At 74.2% G+C, this 14,302-nt stretch carries 18 protein-coding genes; 6 read left to right on the top strand and 12 right to left on the bottom strand.

The features are described 5' to 3' along the window. Positions 1-70: 70 nt before the first annotated feature. The 3 genes from AC3ET3_RS25460 to AC3ET3_RS25450 all read right to left on the bottom strand — a co-directional run bounded on the left by AC3ET3_RS25460 (position 71) and on the right by AC3ET3_RS25450 (position 2,032). A complete protein-coding gene (locus tag AC3ET3_RS25460; protein ID WP_432158268.1) occupies positions 71-463 on the bottom strand; it encodes a (2Fe-2S) ferredoxin domain-containing protein in 393 nt (130 codons plus the stop codon). Positions 464-516: 53 nt separating this feature from the next. Next, positions 517-1,056: an NUDIX hydrolase family protein gene (locus AC3ET3_RS25455; protein WP_432133509.1), complete on the bottom strand. Its 540-nt coding sequence runs from the start codon at positions 1,054-1,056 to the stop codon at positions 517-519. Between the two features lie 166 nt (positions 1,057-1,222). Next, the gene (locus AC3ET3_RS25450; protein WP_432133508.1) at positions 1,223-2,032 is read right to left on the bottom strand and encodes an SAM-dependent methyltransferase; all 810 of its coding nucleotides are present in this window, start codon (positions 2,030-2,032) and stop codon (positions 1,223-1,225) included. A gap of 156 nt (positions 2,033-2,188) precedes the next feature. Here AC3ET3_RS25450 and AC3ET3_RS25445 point away from each other — a divergent pair, with 156 nt between their 5' ends. The 3 genes from AC3ET3_RS25445 to AC3ET3_RS25435 all read left to right on the top strand — a co-directional run bounded on the left by AC3ET3_RS25445 (position 2,189) and on the right by AC3ET3_RS25435 (position 5,072). Further along, on the top strand, positions 2,189-3,061 hold the full coding sequence (locus AC3ET3_RS25445) for a Cof-type HAD-IIB family hydrolase (protein WP_432133507.1): 873 nt from the start codon (positions 2,189-2,191) through the stop codon (positions 3,059-3,061). A gap of 106 nt (positions 3,062-3,167) precedes the next feature. Further along, entirely contained in the window at positions 3,168-4,412 is a 1,245-nt protein-coding gene (locus tag AC3ET3_RS25440) for an amidohydrolase (RefSeq protein ID WP_432133506.1), read from the top strand. Positions 4,413-4,481: 69 nt separating this feature from the next. Next, positions 4,482-5,072 carry a dihydrofolate reductase family protein gene (locus AC3ET3_RS25435; RefSeq protein ID WP_432133505.1) on the top strand — a complete coding sequence of 197 codons (591 nt, stop codon included), beginning with the start codon at positions 4,482-4,484 and terminating at the stop codon, positions 5,070-5,072. Positions 5,073-5,111: 39 nt separating this feature from the next. On the opposite strand, the gene AC3ET3_RS25430 is transcribed toward AC3ET3_RS25435, so the two are convergent. From AC3ET3_RS25430 to AC3ET3_RS25410, 5 genes are all read right to left on the bottom strand, one after another. Beyond that, positions 5,112-5,762: an endonuclease gene (locus AC3ET3_RS25430; protein ID WP_432133504.1), complete on the bottom strand. Its 651-nt coding sequence runs from the start codon at positions 5,760-5,762 to the stop codon at positions 5,112-5,114. Next, positions 5,759-6,091 carry a DUF3140 domain-containing protein gene (locus tag AC3ET3_RS25425; protein ID WP_435612959.1) on the bottom strand — a complete coding sequence of 111 codons (333 nt, stop codon included), beginning with the start codon at positions 6,089-6,091 and terminating at the stop codon, positions 5,759-5,761. Before AC3ET3_RS25425 ends, AC3ET3_RS25430 begins: the two co-directional genes overlap by 4 nt. A gap of 83 nt (positions 6,092-6,174) precedes the next feature. Beyond that, entirely contained in the window at positions 6,175-6,657 is a 483-nt protein-coding gene (locus tag AC3ET3_RS25420) for a Dps family protein (RefSeq protein ID WP_432133502.1), read from the bottom strand. Beyond that, positions 6,654-6,929 carry a WhiB family transcriptional regulator gene (locus AC3ET3_RS25415; RefSeq protein ID WP_432133501.1) on the bottom strand — a complete coding sequence of 92 codons (276 nt, stop codon included), beginning with the start codon at positions 6,927-6,929 and terminating at the stop codon, positions 6,654-6,656. Before AC3ET3_RS25415 ends, AC3ET3_RS25420 begins: the two co-directional genes overlap by 4 nt. Positions 6,930-6,965: 36 nt before the next feature. Then, a complete protein-coding gene (locus AC3ET3_RS25410; protein WP_432158253.1) occupies positions 6,966-7,793 on the bottom strand; it encodes an alpha/beta hydrolase in 828 nt (275 codons plus the stop codon). 141 nt (positions 7,794-7,934) lie between these two features. Between AC3ET3_RS25410 and AC3ET3_RS25405 the strand changes: the two genes are divergently transcribed. After that, a complete protein-coding gene (locus AC3ET3_RS25405; RefSeq protein ID WP_432158252.1) occupies positions 7,935-9,122 on the top strand; it encodes a thiolase family protein in 1,188 nt (395 codons plus the stop codon). Between the two features lie 219 nt (positions 9,123-9,341). After that, positions 9,342-10,115, top strand: coding sequence for a sulfite exporter TauE/SafE family protein (locus tag AC3ET3_RS25400; protein WP_435612958.1), 774 nt, complete (start codon positions 9,342-9,344; stop codon positions 10,113-10,115). 21 nt (positions 10,116-10,136) lie between these two features. On the opposite strand, the gene AC3ET3_RS25395 is transcribed toward AC3ET3_RS25400, so the two are convergent. Both AC3ET3_RS25395 and AC3ET3_RS25390 read right to left on the bottom strand, forming a co-directional pair. Beyond that, positions 10,137-10,922, bottom strand: coding sequence for an HAD-IIA family hydrolase (locus tag AC3ET3_RS25395; RefSeq protein WP_432158251.1), 786 nt, complete (start codon positions 10,920-10,922; stop codon positions 10,137-10,139). A 120-nt stretch (positions 10,923-11,042) separates the two neighbouring features. Next, positions 11,043-11,930 (bottom strand): methylenetetrahydrofolate reductase, encoded by an 888-nt coding sequence (locus tag AC3ET3_RS25390; RefSeq protein WP_432133496.1) that lies wholly within the window; start codon positions 11,928-11,930, stop codon positions 11,043-11,045. Positions 11,931-12,070: 140 nt separating this feature from the next. Here AC3ET3_RS25390 and AC3ET3_RS25385 point away from each other — a divergent pair, with 140 nt between their 5' ends. Beyond that, positions 12,071-12,811, top strand: a complete 741-nt coding sequence (locus tag AC3ET3_RS25385; protein WP_432158249.1) for a cobalt-precorrin-6A reductase — start codon at positions 12,071-12,073, stop codon at positions 12,809-12,811. Between the two features lie 57 nt (positions 12,812-12,868). Here the strand turns inward: AC3ET3_RS25385 and cobF are convergent, their stop codons facing one another. Together cobF and AC3ET3_RS25375 are read right to left on the bottom strand one after the other, a co-directional pair. Further along, the gene (gene cobF, locus AC3ET3_RS25380; protein WP_432133494.1) at positions 12,869-13,642 is read right to left on the bottom strand and encodes a precorrin-6A synthase (deacetylating); all 774 of its coding nucleotides are present in this window, start codon (positions 13,640-13,642) and stop codon (positions 12,869-12,871) included. 55 nt (positions 13,643-13,697) lie between these two features. Then, positions 13,698-14,213 carry a DUF309 domain-containing protein gene (locus tag AC3ET3_RS25375; protein WP_432158248.1) on the bottom strand — a complete coding sequence of 172 codons (516 nt, stop codon included), beginning with the start codon at positions 14,211-14,213 and terminating at the stop codon, positions 13,698-13,700. Between the last annotated feature and the right edge of the window lie 89 nt (positions 14,214-14,302).

Genomic DNA, 14,302 nt, shown 5'->3' with positions numbered 1-14,302 from the left:
CGGACACGCTAGTCCCCGCTGCCGACGCCAGACCCGGGGCGGCGGGGACACCCCCGTGTCCGTGCGTCCCTCAGCGGCGCGAGCGCCTCCGCGCGTCACGCGGGGGCCGGATGAACTGCAGCTCCAGTGTCGGCGGGGGCTCGGCCAGGCCCGGGCCGCCGGCGGCCGCCCACCGCACGATGTCCTCCGTGCCGTCGCCGTCGGTCGCGAAGCCGACCCAGGTGGCCCGGCCACCGGCCCGGCGGCCCTCGGAGGACGGCTGGACGACGATGACGTTGGCCTGGTCGCAGGGGCCGAGGCAGTCCGTCGTACGGACCCGGAAACCGTGCTCGGCCGCCCCGGCGCGCAGCCGCTCCAACTGCCAGGCGTGGTCGAAGCCGGGGTGCTTGCGGGCCACCCCGCAGCAGCAGCCCCGGCACACGACCACCGTGCAGGGCCGCCGGGCGGCCGCCCCGAGCGCCACCCCGCCACCGGCCGTACGCTGCCCCGGCAGCCCGCGCGGCGCCGGCACGCCGGTCAGGAGGCCGAGAGGCCGACGTGGGCCAGGGCCTGCCGCAGCAGGAACCCGTGCCCGCCCGGCATCTCGCTCTGCACCGCCGGCGACGCCGCCTCCTGCGGGTCGAACCAGACGAGGTCCAGCGCGTCCTGCCGGGGCTGGCAGTCGCCGGTCACCGGCACGATGTACGCCAGCGACACCGCGTGCTGCCGGGAGTCGTGGTACGGCGTGATGCCCTGCGTCGGGAAGTACTCCGCGACGGTGAACGGCTGCAGGGAAGCCGGGAGACGGGGGAGGGCCACCGGGCCGAGATCCTTCTCCAGGTGGCGCAGCAGGGCGTCGCGGACCCGCTCGTGGTGCAGGACCCGGCCGGAGACCAGCGTGCGGTTGACCGTCCCGTCCGGGCCGATCCGCAGCAGCAGTCCGATGCTGGTGACTTCGCCGCTGTCGTCGACGCGCACGGGCACCGCCTCGACGTACAGGATCGGCATGCGGGCACGGGCCAGTTCCAGCTCGTCCTGGCTCAGCCAACCGGGCGTGGTCTCAGTCATGTCAGACATTGCTTGATCATACTTTCCGTACCGGCGGGCGGCCGGTGGATCCGGCACTCCTCACCGTCTTCACACGAGCACACCCCCGCGGCCCGGCCGACCACGGGCGCGCAGTGGCGGCCACGTTCAGCAGGACCGCTCACCGTGGTCACGCCGACGCGGCGGGCCCCGGCCGCTACGGCTTCACGGCGACCGCGCCGTACTGCGGCACCGGATCGTCGCCGGGTCCGGCGTGCCACTGGGAGCACGCCACCAGGCCGGGTTCCAGCAGCTGGAGCCCCTCGAAGAACCCCGAGATCTCCGCGCCGCTGCGAGCGGTGATCGGCGGCTTGGCGTTCGCGTTCCAGAACTCCATCGCCGGGATCTGGCCCGCGCCGCCCAGCTCGTCGTCATAGGTCGGATGGGTGAGCACCAGGAAGCTGCCGGACGGCACCGCGGCCATGATGCGGCGCACGATCTCCCGCGCCTCCCGCGTGTCCAGGACGAAATTGAGGATGCCGAGCATCATGACGGCCACCGGGCGGCTCAGGTCCAGGATCCGCCCGGCGCGCTCCAGGATCGCCCCGGGGTCGTGCACGTCGGCGTCGATGTAGTCGGTGACCCCCTCGGGGGCCCCGGTCAGCAGGGTCCGGGCGTGCACCAGCACGATCGGGTCGTTGTCCACGTACACGATGCGCGACTCGGGGGCGATGCGCTGCGCGATCTCATGGGTGTTGTCCACGGTGGGCAGACCGGTCCCGATGTCCAGGAACTGCCGCACCCCGCGTTCGGCCGTCAGGTACGTCACCGCCCGCCCCAGGAAGTCACGGTCCGCGCGGGCCACCGCGCGGATCACCGGGAACATGCCGGCGACCTGCTCACCGACCTGCTGGTCGACCTCGTAGTTGTCCTTGCCGCCGATCCAGTAGTTCCACACCCGCGCGTTGTGCGCCACGGCGGTGTTCAGCCGCCCCGTGCCCTGCGCCGGGGTGCCCTCGTCGCTCACGTCTCGGTCCCCTCCACGGTCCTGCCGGTCACGCGGCCATTGTGCCTCCCGAAGATCGGCGTGTCCCGCGATCCGGGCCGACCGCCGTCCGGGGCGGGCCCGCGGGGCACCCCCGGTAGGGTGACGACCGGCCCACATCCGCACAGAAGGCAGGACATGCCCTACTCCTCCTCGCCCCTGACCCGTCCCGCGCAGACCCCGGCCCCGGCCGGCGGCGCCGACATCCGGCTGATCGTCACCGACATGGACGGCACGCTCCTGGACGACGACAAGCGGCCCCCGGCTGGCCTGTGGGAGGCGCTGGGGCGGCTGCGCGAGCGCGGCGTGCTGTTCAGCCCGGCCAGCGGACGCCAGTACGCCACCCTGGAGCGGGAGTTCGCCCAGGTAGCCGACGGGATGGTGTTCATCGCCGAGAACGGCACCTACGTGGTGCGCGACGGCGTCGAGCTGAGCTCCGATCCGATGGACCCGGCGGTCGCGGCCGGTGTCGTGCGGGCCGCCCGGCGGCTCACGGCCGGCGGCGCCGACGTCGGGGTGGTGGTCTGCGGCAAGCGCGCCGCGTACGTCGAGCGCGCCGACGAGCCCTTCCTCGCCGAGGTGCGCCGGTACTACCTCAGCCACCGGATCGTGGACGACGTCACCGCCGTCGGCGACGACATCATCAAGGTGGCCCTCTACGACTTCGGCTCGGCCGAACGGACCGTCGCCCCCGCGCTGGCCCCCTTCACCGGCACCCACCAGGTCGTCGTCTCCGGCGCGCACTGGGTCGACGTCATGAACCGCACCGCGAACAAGGGCGCCGCCCTGCGCCGCCTCCAGCGGGAGCTGGGCATCACCCCCGCGCAGACCATGGTCTTCGGCGACTACCTGAACGACCTGGAGATGCTCGACGCGGCCGAGTGGTCCTTCGCCATGGCCAACGCCCACCCCGAGGTGGTGCGGCGGGCCCGCCACCTCGCCCCGTCGAACAACGACAACGGCGTGCTGCGCACCATCGCCCGGATACTGGAGCTGCCGCTGGGCGGGTGAGCGCGGTTCCCCGGGCCGGTGCCGCGTCGGCGGCCCCGCGGGCGCGTCTCTGTGCCATCGTGAGGCGGGACGTCGTCCGCCCGGCCGCCGACGAGAGGGAACCCCGATGACCGAGCCGTCCGCCGTCGCCCGTCTCAGCCGGGACCTGACCTCCGCGCTGAAGGCCGACGACCTGGAGGACTTCTACCGGGACCTGCACCGCCACCCGGAGACGGCCTTCCGCGAGCACCGCACCGCCGGGAAGCTCGCCGGTCGGCTGCGGTCCGCCGGGTACCGGGTGGCCGAGGGCGTCGGCGGCACCGGCGTGGTCGGCGTGCTGGAGAACGGGGACGGTCCGGTGGTCTGGCTGCGCGGCGACCTGGACGCGCTGCCGGTCACGGAGGCCACCGGCCTGGAGTACGCGTCCACGACCGCCGGGGTGATGCACGCCTGCGGACACGATCTGCACCTCACCTGGCTGGCGGGTGCCGCCGAGGCGCTCGCCGCCGGCCGCGCCACCTGGTCGGGCACCCTGGTCGTGGTGGGCCAGCCCGCCGAGGAGGTCGGCGGCGGCGCGGCGGCGATGGTACGGGACGGGCTCCACGAACGCTTCCCGCGCCCGGACGCCCTGTTCGGGCAGCACGTCACGCCGGGACCGGCCGGGCTCTGCTCGCACACCCCGGGGCTGATCATGTCCGCCTCCGACGACCTCGACGTCGTGGTGCACGGCGTCGGCGGGCACGGCTCGCGTCCCGAGTCGACCGTCGACCCCGTCGTCACCGCCGCGTACATCGTGACCCGGCTGCAGGCCGTGCTCGCCCGTGAGGTCGCGGCGCGTGACGCCGTCGTCCTGACGGTGGGGCAGTTCCACGCCGGCACCCAGCACAACATCATCCCGGCAGAGGCGCGGCTCGCCCTGAACCTGCGCACCCAGGACCCCCGGGTACGCGAGCGGGTCCTGGCGGCGGTGCGGCGGACCGTGGAGGGCGAGTGCCGGGCCGCCGGCTGCCCGGTGGATCCGGAGATCTCGGTGCGGTCCGGCTTCCCGAACACCGTCAACGACGCGGAACTCGACGCCTCGGTCGCCGCCGTGCACCGCCAAGTCCTGGGCGAAGGCGCGGTGTTCGACTTCGGTCCGGCGATGGGCAGTGAGGACTTCGCCCTGCTCGCGCCCGACGGCGTGCCCTACGCGTACTGGTTCCTCACGTCGACCCCGCCGGACGTGTGGCGGGCGGCGCCCGGCGACGACCTCCAGCAGAAGCTGGACCGGGTGCCCGGCAACCACAGTCCGCTGTTCGCGCCGGACCCGTCGGTGCTGATGCCCGGTGTACTGACCCTGGTGTCGGCCGCGCTGACGCGACTGGCCTCCTGACAGCGCGCCGCCCTCTCACCCCCACCTTTTCGCAACCCGCTGCCCGCCCCCGACCGAGGAGGTCCTCCGATGCGCCGCGTCACCTATTCGATGGGTGTCTCCCTCGACGGCTACATCGTCGGACCGGACGGCGACTTCGACTGGTCCGAGCCCGACGACGAGCTGTTCCGCTTCTTCATCGACGAACTGCGCGGCGTCGGCGTCCACCTCATGGGGCGACGGCTGTACGAGACGATGCTGTACTGGGAGACCGCCGACCAGGACCCGTCCCTCGACGCCTCGATGCGCGAGTGGGCAGCACTGTGGAAGCCGCTCCCGAAGGTGGTCTTCTCCACCACGCTGTCGGCGGTGCGGGGCAACGCCCGTCTGCTCTCCGGCGGCTTGGCGCAGGAGATCGAACGGCTGCGGGCCGAGCCGGGGGAGGGCGACATCGCCATCGGCGGCGCCACCCTCGCCGCCGAGGCGGCCGCGCTGGACCTCATCGACGAATACCGGCCCCGGATCCACCCGGTGCTCGTCGGCGGCGGTATCCCGTACTTTCCCCGGCGCGGGCGCCGCGTGAACCTCGACCTGCTCGAGAACCGCACCTTCCGCGACTCGCGGGTGGTCTGTCTCCGTCACCGCGTGGTCCGGGACGGCGGAGGCGCGGGGCCGGCCTAGCTGTTCTGTAGGCCATGTGGGGCCTGGCGGGGGGAAGTTCTAGGCCGCCTGCCGGGCGACTTCCTCGGCCAGTTCCTTGTCCAGCGCCGCGCGGACCAGCGCGGCGGCGAGGACCGCCGGTTCGGCGCGGTCGGCGAGGTCGAGGAGCCGGTCCGGGTCCGCGGGCAGGTCCAGCCGCCTCGCCCCCGCGAGGGCCTTGTCGTCCAGCAGCGGACCCACGTCCGGCCACACCCGCTGCGCCTCGCGCAGGAAGATGTCGGCGCCCGCCGGTCCCAGGCCCGGCACCTCGGTCAGCAGCCGCCGCAGCTCGCCGGGATCGTCACCCGCCTCGGCGTGAAGCCGCCGCAGGTCGCCGCCGCAGCGGTCGGTCAGCAGCGCGGCGCCGTCGCCGAGCTGGGTCGCGGTGCGCTCGTCGTAGCGCCGGTAGCCGCCCCGGCCCAGGGCGTCGACCCGCTGCTGCCAGTCCGCCTCCGCCATCCGGCGCGGGGACCGCAGCCCCGCCGCGGACAGCTCGCGCGCGGCGGCGACCGCGACCGAGGCGCGGATGCGGGCGCTCAGCAGCACCGCCAGCACCAGCAGCTGGTACAGCGGCTGCGGGGTGTCCTTGAGCCGGATGCCGGCCTCCTCGGCGTACGTCCGGCCGTGCGCGTCGAGGAGTTCCCGCAGCACCCGCCGCTCGTCACCGGTCACGGCTTGAGCGGATCGTGCCCGACGGTCATCAGGCGGTGGCGGAGGCGGGTGTCCTCGGCGGCCGGCTCGTCGGCGACGTCCGTCTGCTCCTCCACCGTCTCCACGACCTTCCGCATCACCCGAAGGTCGTCGTCGGTGAGGTCGGTGCGCCGCTTCTGCAGGATGGCCAAGACGTGCCGGCCGGTCGCGGAGCCCGCCTCCTCGGGGAGGGGTTCCACCTCCTCCTGGGCGTCCCGCACCCGCAACCAGGCGGCGAGTTCCGGCGAGGTCATGTTCACCACGCGGTGGAAGTCCTCCCACAGCGTCTCGGCTTCGAGGGCGTCAACCATGGCGTGCCCCTTTCAGGTGTCGGCCGGCCGTACCGTCGGCCCAGCGTCGGCTCTGCATCGACTCCGCGTCAGCTCCGCGTGCGTCAGCTCTCGTGCGGCAGGTTCGCCGCCTCGAACATCCACCGCTGCTTCTCCAGCTCCGCGGCGATGCCGATCAGCAGGTCCTGGGTGACCGGGTCGGCCTCGGCGGTGTCGTCGATCCGCTCGCGCAGGCCCTCGATGGCCCGTCCGAGCGCGTCGGCCATCAGCTGGACGACATCGCTGTCCCGCAGCCAGCCGTCCTTGGGGCCGGGCAGCGCGTAGGCGGTGGCGATCGTCTCGGGCCGGCCGTCCGGCGGCAGGCCCAGCGCCGCGCCGCGCTCGGCGACGGAGTCGGCGTAGGTGCGGGCCGCGTCGACGACCTCGTCCAGCTGGAGGTGGATCGAGCGGAACCGGGGCCCGACGATGTTCCAGTGCGCCTGCTTCCCGACCAGCGACAGTCCGATCAGGTCCACCAGCGTGCTCTGCAGGGCGTCGAAGGTGACCTGGCGGGCCGACTCGGGCAGCGGACTCTTCACGACAGTCATACGGTGCCTTTCCTTCTCACACGGTCCCGGGGGGTGCGGAGCAGACGCGCGCGCTCCTCCTCGCAGGTCCCGCCCCACACCCCCGAGCGCTGACCGCTGGTGAGGGCGTAGGCGAGGCACTCCGCGGTGACCGGGCAGCGGGCGCAGACCTGTTTGGCGGCCGCGATGTCCCGCAGGGCCGGTCCGGTCGTGCCCACGGGGAAGAACAGTTCGGGATCCTCGTCCAGGCAGGCGGCACGGCGCATCCACTCCATGAGCGCGCGGGTGCCCATGGCCGACCGGGGCAAACACGGCGCCCGGCGGCGGGATCAGCAGCCCGACACCCGGTCCAGAAAGCGCGTGAGCTCCGCGAACACCTCCGCTCTGACCGTCTCGTGGAACAGCTCGTGCCGGGCCCCGGGCCAGACCCGCTCGGTCAGGTCCACCCCGCTCAGCCGCTCCACGCCGACCCGGCTGCCCGGCAGCGGGACCAGCCGGTCGTCGTCGCCGTGCAGCCACAGCACCGGCAGCCGGCCGACGTCGCCGCCCTCGTCGACCGCCGCCAGCGCGCGGACGAACGCCTCCAGCGTCGGCCGCTTCATCGGCCCGTGCCACACCAGCGGATCGGCCGCGTACGCCGCGCCGACGGCGGGGTCGCGGGAGAGTGCCGCGGGGCTGATCGGGATGTCCGGGATCTCCTCGTGGGAGAGGAGCCGGGCCGGTGTCTCCCAGGCGCCGATCACCGGTCCGGACAGCACCAGGGCGGCGAGTCCGTCGCCGTACCGCTGGGCGTAGCGCGCGGCGATCAGCCCGCCCATCGAGTGGCCGACGAGCACCAGCGGCAGCCCGGGATGTCCGGCCCGCGCGCGGTCCGCGACGGTGTGCAGGTCCGTGACGACGTCCTCGAAGTCCTCGATCACCACCCGTTCACCGCCGGACCGGCCGTGCCCGATGTGGTCGGGGCCGAGGACGGCCGCGCCGTGCGCTGCGAGGACGGCGGCGAGTTCCTCGTAGCGGCCGGTGTGCTCGCCGTAGCCGTGCACGAGGAGGACGATGGAGCGGGCGCGGTCGCCGGGCCACTCGCGGACGAAGACCCGGCCCCGGGTGCCGGTGAAGACGTACTCACGCTGCTCACGGTGTGCGTAGGCGTCGGCCATCGGTTACCTCCGGCTGCGTCGGCTGCGGCTCGCGCCGATCTTCCCAGGGGCGCGGGGAACTTCCCAGCGGGCCGGGCAGGGGCTATAGTCCGAGGACCAAAACTAGCAGTGGTAATTAACGCGTCGGTCAGGAGTTCTGTCGTGCGTCCCGTCCACTTCGCGGCCGCTCGCCGCACCCCCATCGGCAGACTGCGCGGAGCACTGTCCTCCGTACGGCCCGACGACCTCGCCGCCACCGTGATCCGCGGCCTGGTCGCCGATGTGCCCGCGCTCGACCCGGCCCGCGTGGACGACGTCTACTGGGGGGCAGCCAACCAGGCCGGCGAGGACAACCGCAACGTCGCCCGGATGGCCGCCCTCCTCGCCGGCCTGCCCGAGTCGGTTCCCGGCGCCACGGTCAACCGCCTGTGCGCCTCCGGCCTGGAGGCCGTCACCACCGCGGCCCGCGCCATCGCGGCCGGCGAGGCGGACATCGTGGTGGCCGGCGGCAGCGAGTCGATGAGCCGCGCGCCCTTCGTCCTGCCCCGGCCCGACGACGCCCTGCCGCACCGCATGGAGACCTTCGACACCCGGCTCGGCTGGCGCCTGGTGAATCCGGCGATGAAGGAGCTGCACGGTCTGCTCTCGATGGGGGAGACGGCCGAGGAGGTCGCCGAGCGGTACGGCATCGAGCGGGAGCGGCAGGACCACTTCGCGCTGCGCAGCCACCGACGCGCCGCCCTCGCCCGCAAGAACGGTCACTTCGACGACGAGATCCTGCCCGTCGAGCGCCCCGACGGCGTGGTCGTCGACAGCGACGAGTCCATCCGCGAGGACACCTCCTACGACAGACTCGCCGCCCTCAAGCCGGTCTTCCGCCAGGGTGGCACCGTCACCGCGGGGAACGCCTCGCCGATGAACGACGGTGCCGCCGGGCTCCTTCTCGTCAGCGAGGAGGCCCTCAACGAGCTGGGGCTGGAGTCCCTGGGCCGCTACGTCGCCGGCGCCTCCGCCGGAGTCCATCCCGACGTCATGGGCATCGGACCGGTCCCCGCCACCCGCAAGGCGCTCGCCCGCGCCGAGTGGACGATCGGCGACCTCCAGGAGGCCGAGTTCAACGAGGCGTTCGCCGCGCAGGCCCTGGCGTGCGTGGACCAGCTGGGCATCGACCCCGAGCTGGTCAACCCCAGCGGCGGCGCCATCGCCCTCGGCCACCCCCTCGGCAGCTCCGGCGCCCGCATCCTCACCACCCTCCTGCACCGCATGCGCCGCACCGGCGCGGAACGCGGCCTCGCGACGATGTGCGTCGGGGTGGGGCAGGGGAGCGCGGTGCTGGTGGAGCGGCACTGAGCGGCAGGCCGGCCGGGCGGCGCCGCGCCCGAACCCGCCCGACGGACCCGCACGGCGTGGCGGGCTCACAAGGCGTGACGTCCCCAGGGCGTGGCGGGCCCACGAGGTGGGACGCCGCGTGACGTCCCAAGAGCACGGCGGGCACGCAGGCTATGACGGGCCCAGCAGGCGAGACGGTGCTGACCGGGGCGGGCGCGGGCGCATAGCATCGGCGTCCGCATGAACACCACGACCCTCTGGCACATCACCGGCTGGGAGTTCGCCGCCCTCGCCTTCGCGGCCCTGCTCGTCGGTTTCTCGAAAACGGCCGTGAGCGGGGCCAACACCGTCAGCCTCGCCGTCTTCGCAGCCGTCCTGCCCGCCCGCGCCTCCACCGGAGTGCTGCTGCCGATCCTGATCGCCGGAGACGTCCTCGCCGTCCTCACCTACCGCCGCCACGCCCACTGGCCCACGCTGTGGCGGCTGTTCCCGGCGGTCGCGGCCGGCGTCGTCGCCGGGACCCTGTTCCTGATGTGGGCCGACGACACGACCGTCCGGACCTCGATCGGCGCCATCCTGCTGCTGATGGCGGGCGTCACCCTGTGGCGGCGGCGCGCGGCCGACCGGACCGACGAGCCCGACGCCGTCGTCACCCACGCCGGCCGGATCAAGGCGCGCTCCTACGGTGTGCTCGGCGGCTTCACCACGATGGTCGCCAACGCGGGCGGCCCCGTGATGTCGCTGTACCTGCTCTCCGCCGGCTTCCGCAAACTCGGCTTCCTCGGGACCTCGGCGTTCTTCTTCCTCATCGTCAACGTCTCGAAGGTGCCGTTCAGCGCGGGCCTCGGCCTGATCGACGGCCGCTCGCTCCTCCTGGACGCCGCCCTGGTCGTGTTCGTCGTCCCCGGCGCACTGCTCGGCGCCTGGGCCGTCCACCGCATCAACCAGCGCCTGTTCGAGCAACTCGTCATCGCGGCGACGGTGCTCGGCGCACTCCAACTGCTCCTGCGTTGAGGCGTTGCGCACGGCGATCCGTCAGCAGGGCCGCAGCCCCGGCAAGCCCGGGACGTCCGCGAACGAGTCGACCACGTGGTCGGGCGTGCCGCTCGCCGACTCCAGCGTCTCCGGCAGGAACTTCCCGGTCCGCACCAGCACCCCGGTCAGCCCCGCCCGCTGCGCCGCCAGGACGTCCGACTCGACGTCGTCGCCCACCATCAGCGCCTGTCCCGCCTCCACCGCGAGGTGCCGCAGGGCCGCCGCGAAGAACGCCGGTGACGGCTTGCCCGTCACCTCCGCCGTCACCCCCGCCGCCGCCTCCAGACCGGCCACGAACGCGCCCGCGTCCAGCCGCAGTCCGTCCTCGGTACGCCAGTACAGGTTGCGGTGCATCGCCACCAGCCGCGCCCCCCGCCGCAGCCGGCCGAAGGCCCGGTCCAGCGCCGCGTAGCCGAACTCCGGCCCGGCCCCGCCGAGCAGGACCACGTCGACGTCACCGTCCTCCACCACCGTCACACCGGTGAGGTCCTCGCGTACGTCACCGCTGTTCAGCAGCGCGCACCGCGCACCTGGGTAGCGCGCGGCCAGGTGCGCCGCGGTGGCGGCGGGCGCGGTGAGGATGTCGTCGGCCGTCACCGGAAACCCCGACCCGGCCAGCGTCCGCGCGATCGAAGCGCGGGTGCGGGACGTCGTGTTGGTCACCAGGACCACCCCGAGTCCGGCCTCCCGCACCGCACGCAGCGCCTCCACCGCGCCCGGCAGCGGCCGCCAGGAGACGGTCAGCACTCCGTCGATGTCGATCAGCACGCCACGCACCGCGCCCATACCGCCGACTGTAACGACCCTGTCCGGGCGCCGCCGCCTGACCGCCGGCCGTCAGCCGCCGGCCGTCAGCTGTCAGCCACCTGGCCGTCGGCCGCCTGGCCGTCGGCAGTCCGCCGTCAGTCAGTCGTCAGCCGGCCGTTCCGACCGGAAGGCGGTGGCCCAGTCCGACGCGGCACGCAGGCCGCCGAAGGTGTACAGGTGCAGGCCCAGATCGCCGTGGCGCGTCACGTCGTGGCGCTCGGCCAGGGCGCGCACGAACCGGTCGGGGCCCGCCGTCCCCATCAGGTTGGTGAGCGAGAAGCCGTACTTCCTCGCGATGCCCGCGCTGGTGCCGACGCCGAAGCGGCGCGCGTAGCCGAGCAGCCGCCGGACCCCCGCCGGGCCCGGCACCCCGACCCGCACCGGCAGGTCCACCCCCCGCTCGCGCGCGGACTCGACCCACCTCAGCACCGCGTCGACGTCGAAGCCGAACTGGGTGATGACACTGCCCCGCAGGCCCTCCGCGCGCAGCACGGCGGCCTTCTCCTCCAGCGCCGACCACAGCACCGGCTCGCCGATCGCCGGATGGCCCTCCGGGTAGCCGCCGACCCCGACGTGCCGTACGCCGTACTCGTGCAGCAGCCCGGAGCGCAGCACGGCGAGCGAGTCCTCGTACGGGCCGAGCGGCGCCGCCGGATCGCCGGCGACGACGAACACCTCGCGCACCGCGTCCGCCTCCCGCAGGGCGGCCAGGAACTCCGCCAGCTCCCCCCGGGAACGCAGCCGCCGCGCGGAGAGGTGCGGCACCGGCACGAAGCCGAGCCGCCGCACGGCACGGGCCGCCGCCACCCGCGTCTCCAGGTCCTCGTTGCCGAGGAAGGTGACGTTGACCCGGGTGCCGGCGGGGATCGCACCGTGCGCCTCTTCGAGGCCGGCGACATCCTTGCCGGTCATCTCCAGCGAGAAGCCGTCGAGCAGTCCGGGCCGGTCCTCCGGGGGTGTGACGGGCAGGGCGGGGACGAGATCCATGGGGTGCGGTGCCTGCCTCTCGTATGCCTGTGTTCCCTGCGAGCCTTGGAAATGAAGGCGTGAGCCGGATGGCCGGCGACAAGCCATGGTAGACGGGGCTCGGGGCCGGTCGGGAGCGGGGGCTCTCGTACCCTCGACGCATGTCCCGCCACGTCCTCGTCCTCGGCGGCACCGCCGAGGCCCGCGAGCTGGCCGCCGCCCTGGCGGCCCGGCCGGGCGTCCACGTCACCAGCTCGCTCGCCGGCCGGGTCTCCCGCCCCGGGGCGCTCGCCGGGGACGTACGGGTCGGCGGCTTCGGCGGGGCCGACGGGCTGGCGGGGTGGCTGCGGGAGCACGACGTGGCCGCGACGGTGGACGCCACCCACCCCTTCGCCGCCGGCATCACCGCCAACGCGGCGCGGGCGGCGGACGCCACCGGGGTTCCGCTGGTGGTGCTGCGCCGGCCCGGCTGGAGCGCCGGTCCCGGCGACCGGTGGCACGAGGTGCCCTCGCTGGACGCGGCGGCCCGGCTGCTGCCGTCCGTCGGCAGCCGTGTCTTCCTCACCACCGGCCGTCTGGGTCTGGCCGCCTTCGCCGGGCTGACGGACCTGCACTTCGTCGTGCGGTCGGTCGAACCGCCGGAGCCGCCGATGCCGCCGGACGCGGAACTCCTCCTCGCCCGCGGCCCCTTCACCGTCGCCGACGAGATCGCGCTGCTGCGCGAACACCGGCTCGACGTCCTGGTCACCAAGGACAGCGGGGGAGCGGCGACGGAGGCGAAGCTCACCGCCGCCCGCCGCCTCGGCCTGCCGGTGCTGCTGGTACGACGCCCCCCGCTGCCCCCGGGCGTCACCCCGGTCCCCGACGTGGCGAGCGCGCTGGCCCGGCTGGGGCTCGCCTAGCGTCCGCCGCGCCCGCGCCCGCGTCCACGCCCTGTCCGGCGGGTGTCCCCCGGCCTCTCAGGCGTTCTTCGGGTGGCGTCGCAGCAAGTACGTGTCCATGATCCAGCCCTTGCGCTCCCGGGCCTCGGCGCGCAGCCGCTCGATGCGGGGGCCGGCCTCGGCGATCGGGCCGGAGACGAGGATCTCGTCCGGGGTGCCGAGGTAGGCGCCCCAGTAGATGTCCACGTCCTGGTCGGCGTAGCGCCGGAAGGCCTGGTGGGCGTCCAGCATCACCACCACGTCGTCCACGTCGTCCGGGAAACCCTCCGCCAGCCGCCGGCCGGTGGTGATCTGGACCGGCCGGGCCACCCGGTTCAGCCCGGTGCGGTGCCGGGCGGCGAGCGCGGAGACGCTGCTGATGCCGGGCACCACCTCGTACTCGAACGCCACGGTGCCCCGCGCCAGCACCTCCCGCAGGATGCCGAGCGTGCTGTCGTACAACGCCGGGTCCCCCCACACGAGGAACGCACCGGTGCCGTCCTCGCCCAACTCCTCGCCGATCAGCCGCTCGTAGATGTCGGCGCGGGCGCTGCGCCAGTCGTCCACGGCGGGCGAGTACGCCGCGCCCGCCGCCCGGCGGTCCCGCTCCGGGTCGCCGGCCTCGACCACGCGGTAGCCGCCCTCCGGTATGTGGGTGCGGAGCATGTCGTGGCGCAGCCGCGTCAGGTCGCTCTTCACCTCGCCCTTGTCGAGGACGAAGAACACGTCCGTGCTCCGCAGCGCCCTGACCGCCTGCAGGGTCAGCTGGTCCGGGTCGCCCGCGCCGATGCCGATGACATGAATCTTTCGCACCCCACGAGTCTGCCGCACCCCACCGGCAGCGACGGCACCGGCACCGGGAGCACGCTCAGAGTCGGGGCGCGCGGGCGCCCGGATCAACGGGGGAGGTGTCCCGTTCGACCTCGTCCGCCAGATCCCGCGCCCACGCGGCCAGAGCGGCGACGTCCATGCCGTAGGGCCGCCACCGGCCGGTCACGGCCGCCCACTCCTCGGTGGCCCCGGCACCCCGGCGCAGCAGCCGGGGGCCGCCCGTGGTGTTGCCGCGCGCCGCGTGGGTGAGGCCGACGGCGAGCTGGGCCAGCCCGCGCCACAGCGGGCGCTCCTCCCGTGGGCCCGACTTCCAGGCGTCCTCGAACACCTCGTGCGCGTGGAACGGCTTGCCCGCCGCGAGCAGCGCCCGCGCCTCGGCGACGGTGTCCTGCGGCGAGCGCACCACACCCTCCGGCTGCCGCGCCACGCCCGGCGTGCCGTGGGGCAGCGGCCGCCCCAGCCCGTCCCGGGGCCGCGCGTTGCGCGCCCGCCCCTCGTCGTCCCGGTCCCGTCCGGCCGCCGCACGGTCGCTCTCCCGCCCACTGCTGCCCATACGGCGATTGTCCCGCGGGGGTGCCCTTTCGGCGCACCGCCCGGTGTGCGGTAGAGTTCTGCACGCACGATCACGCGGGGCACCGCACG

This window comes from Streptomyces sp. bgisy159 (genome assembly GCF_057707805.1).
The sequence above is the reverse complement of the archived record's forward strand: the minus strand, read 5'-3'. Positions and strand labels throughout refer to the sequence as shown.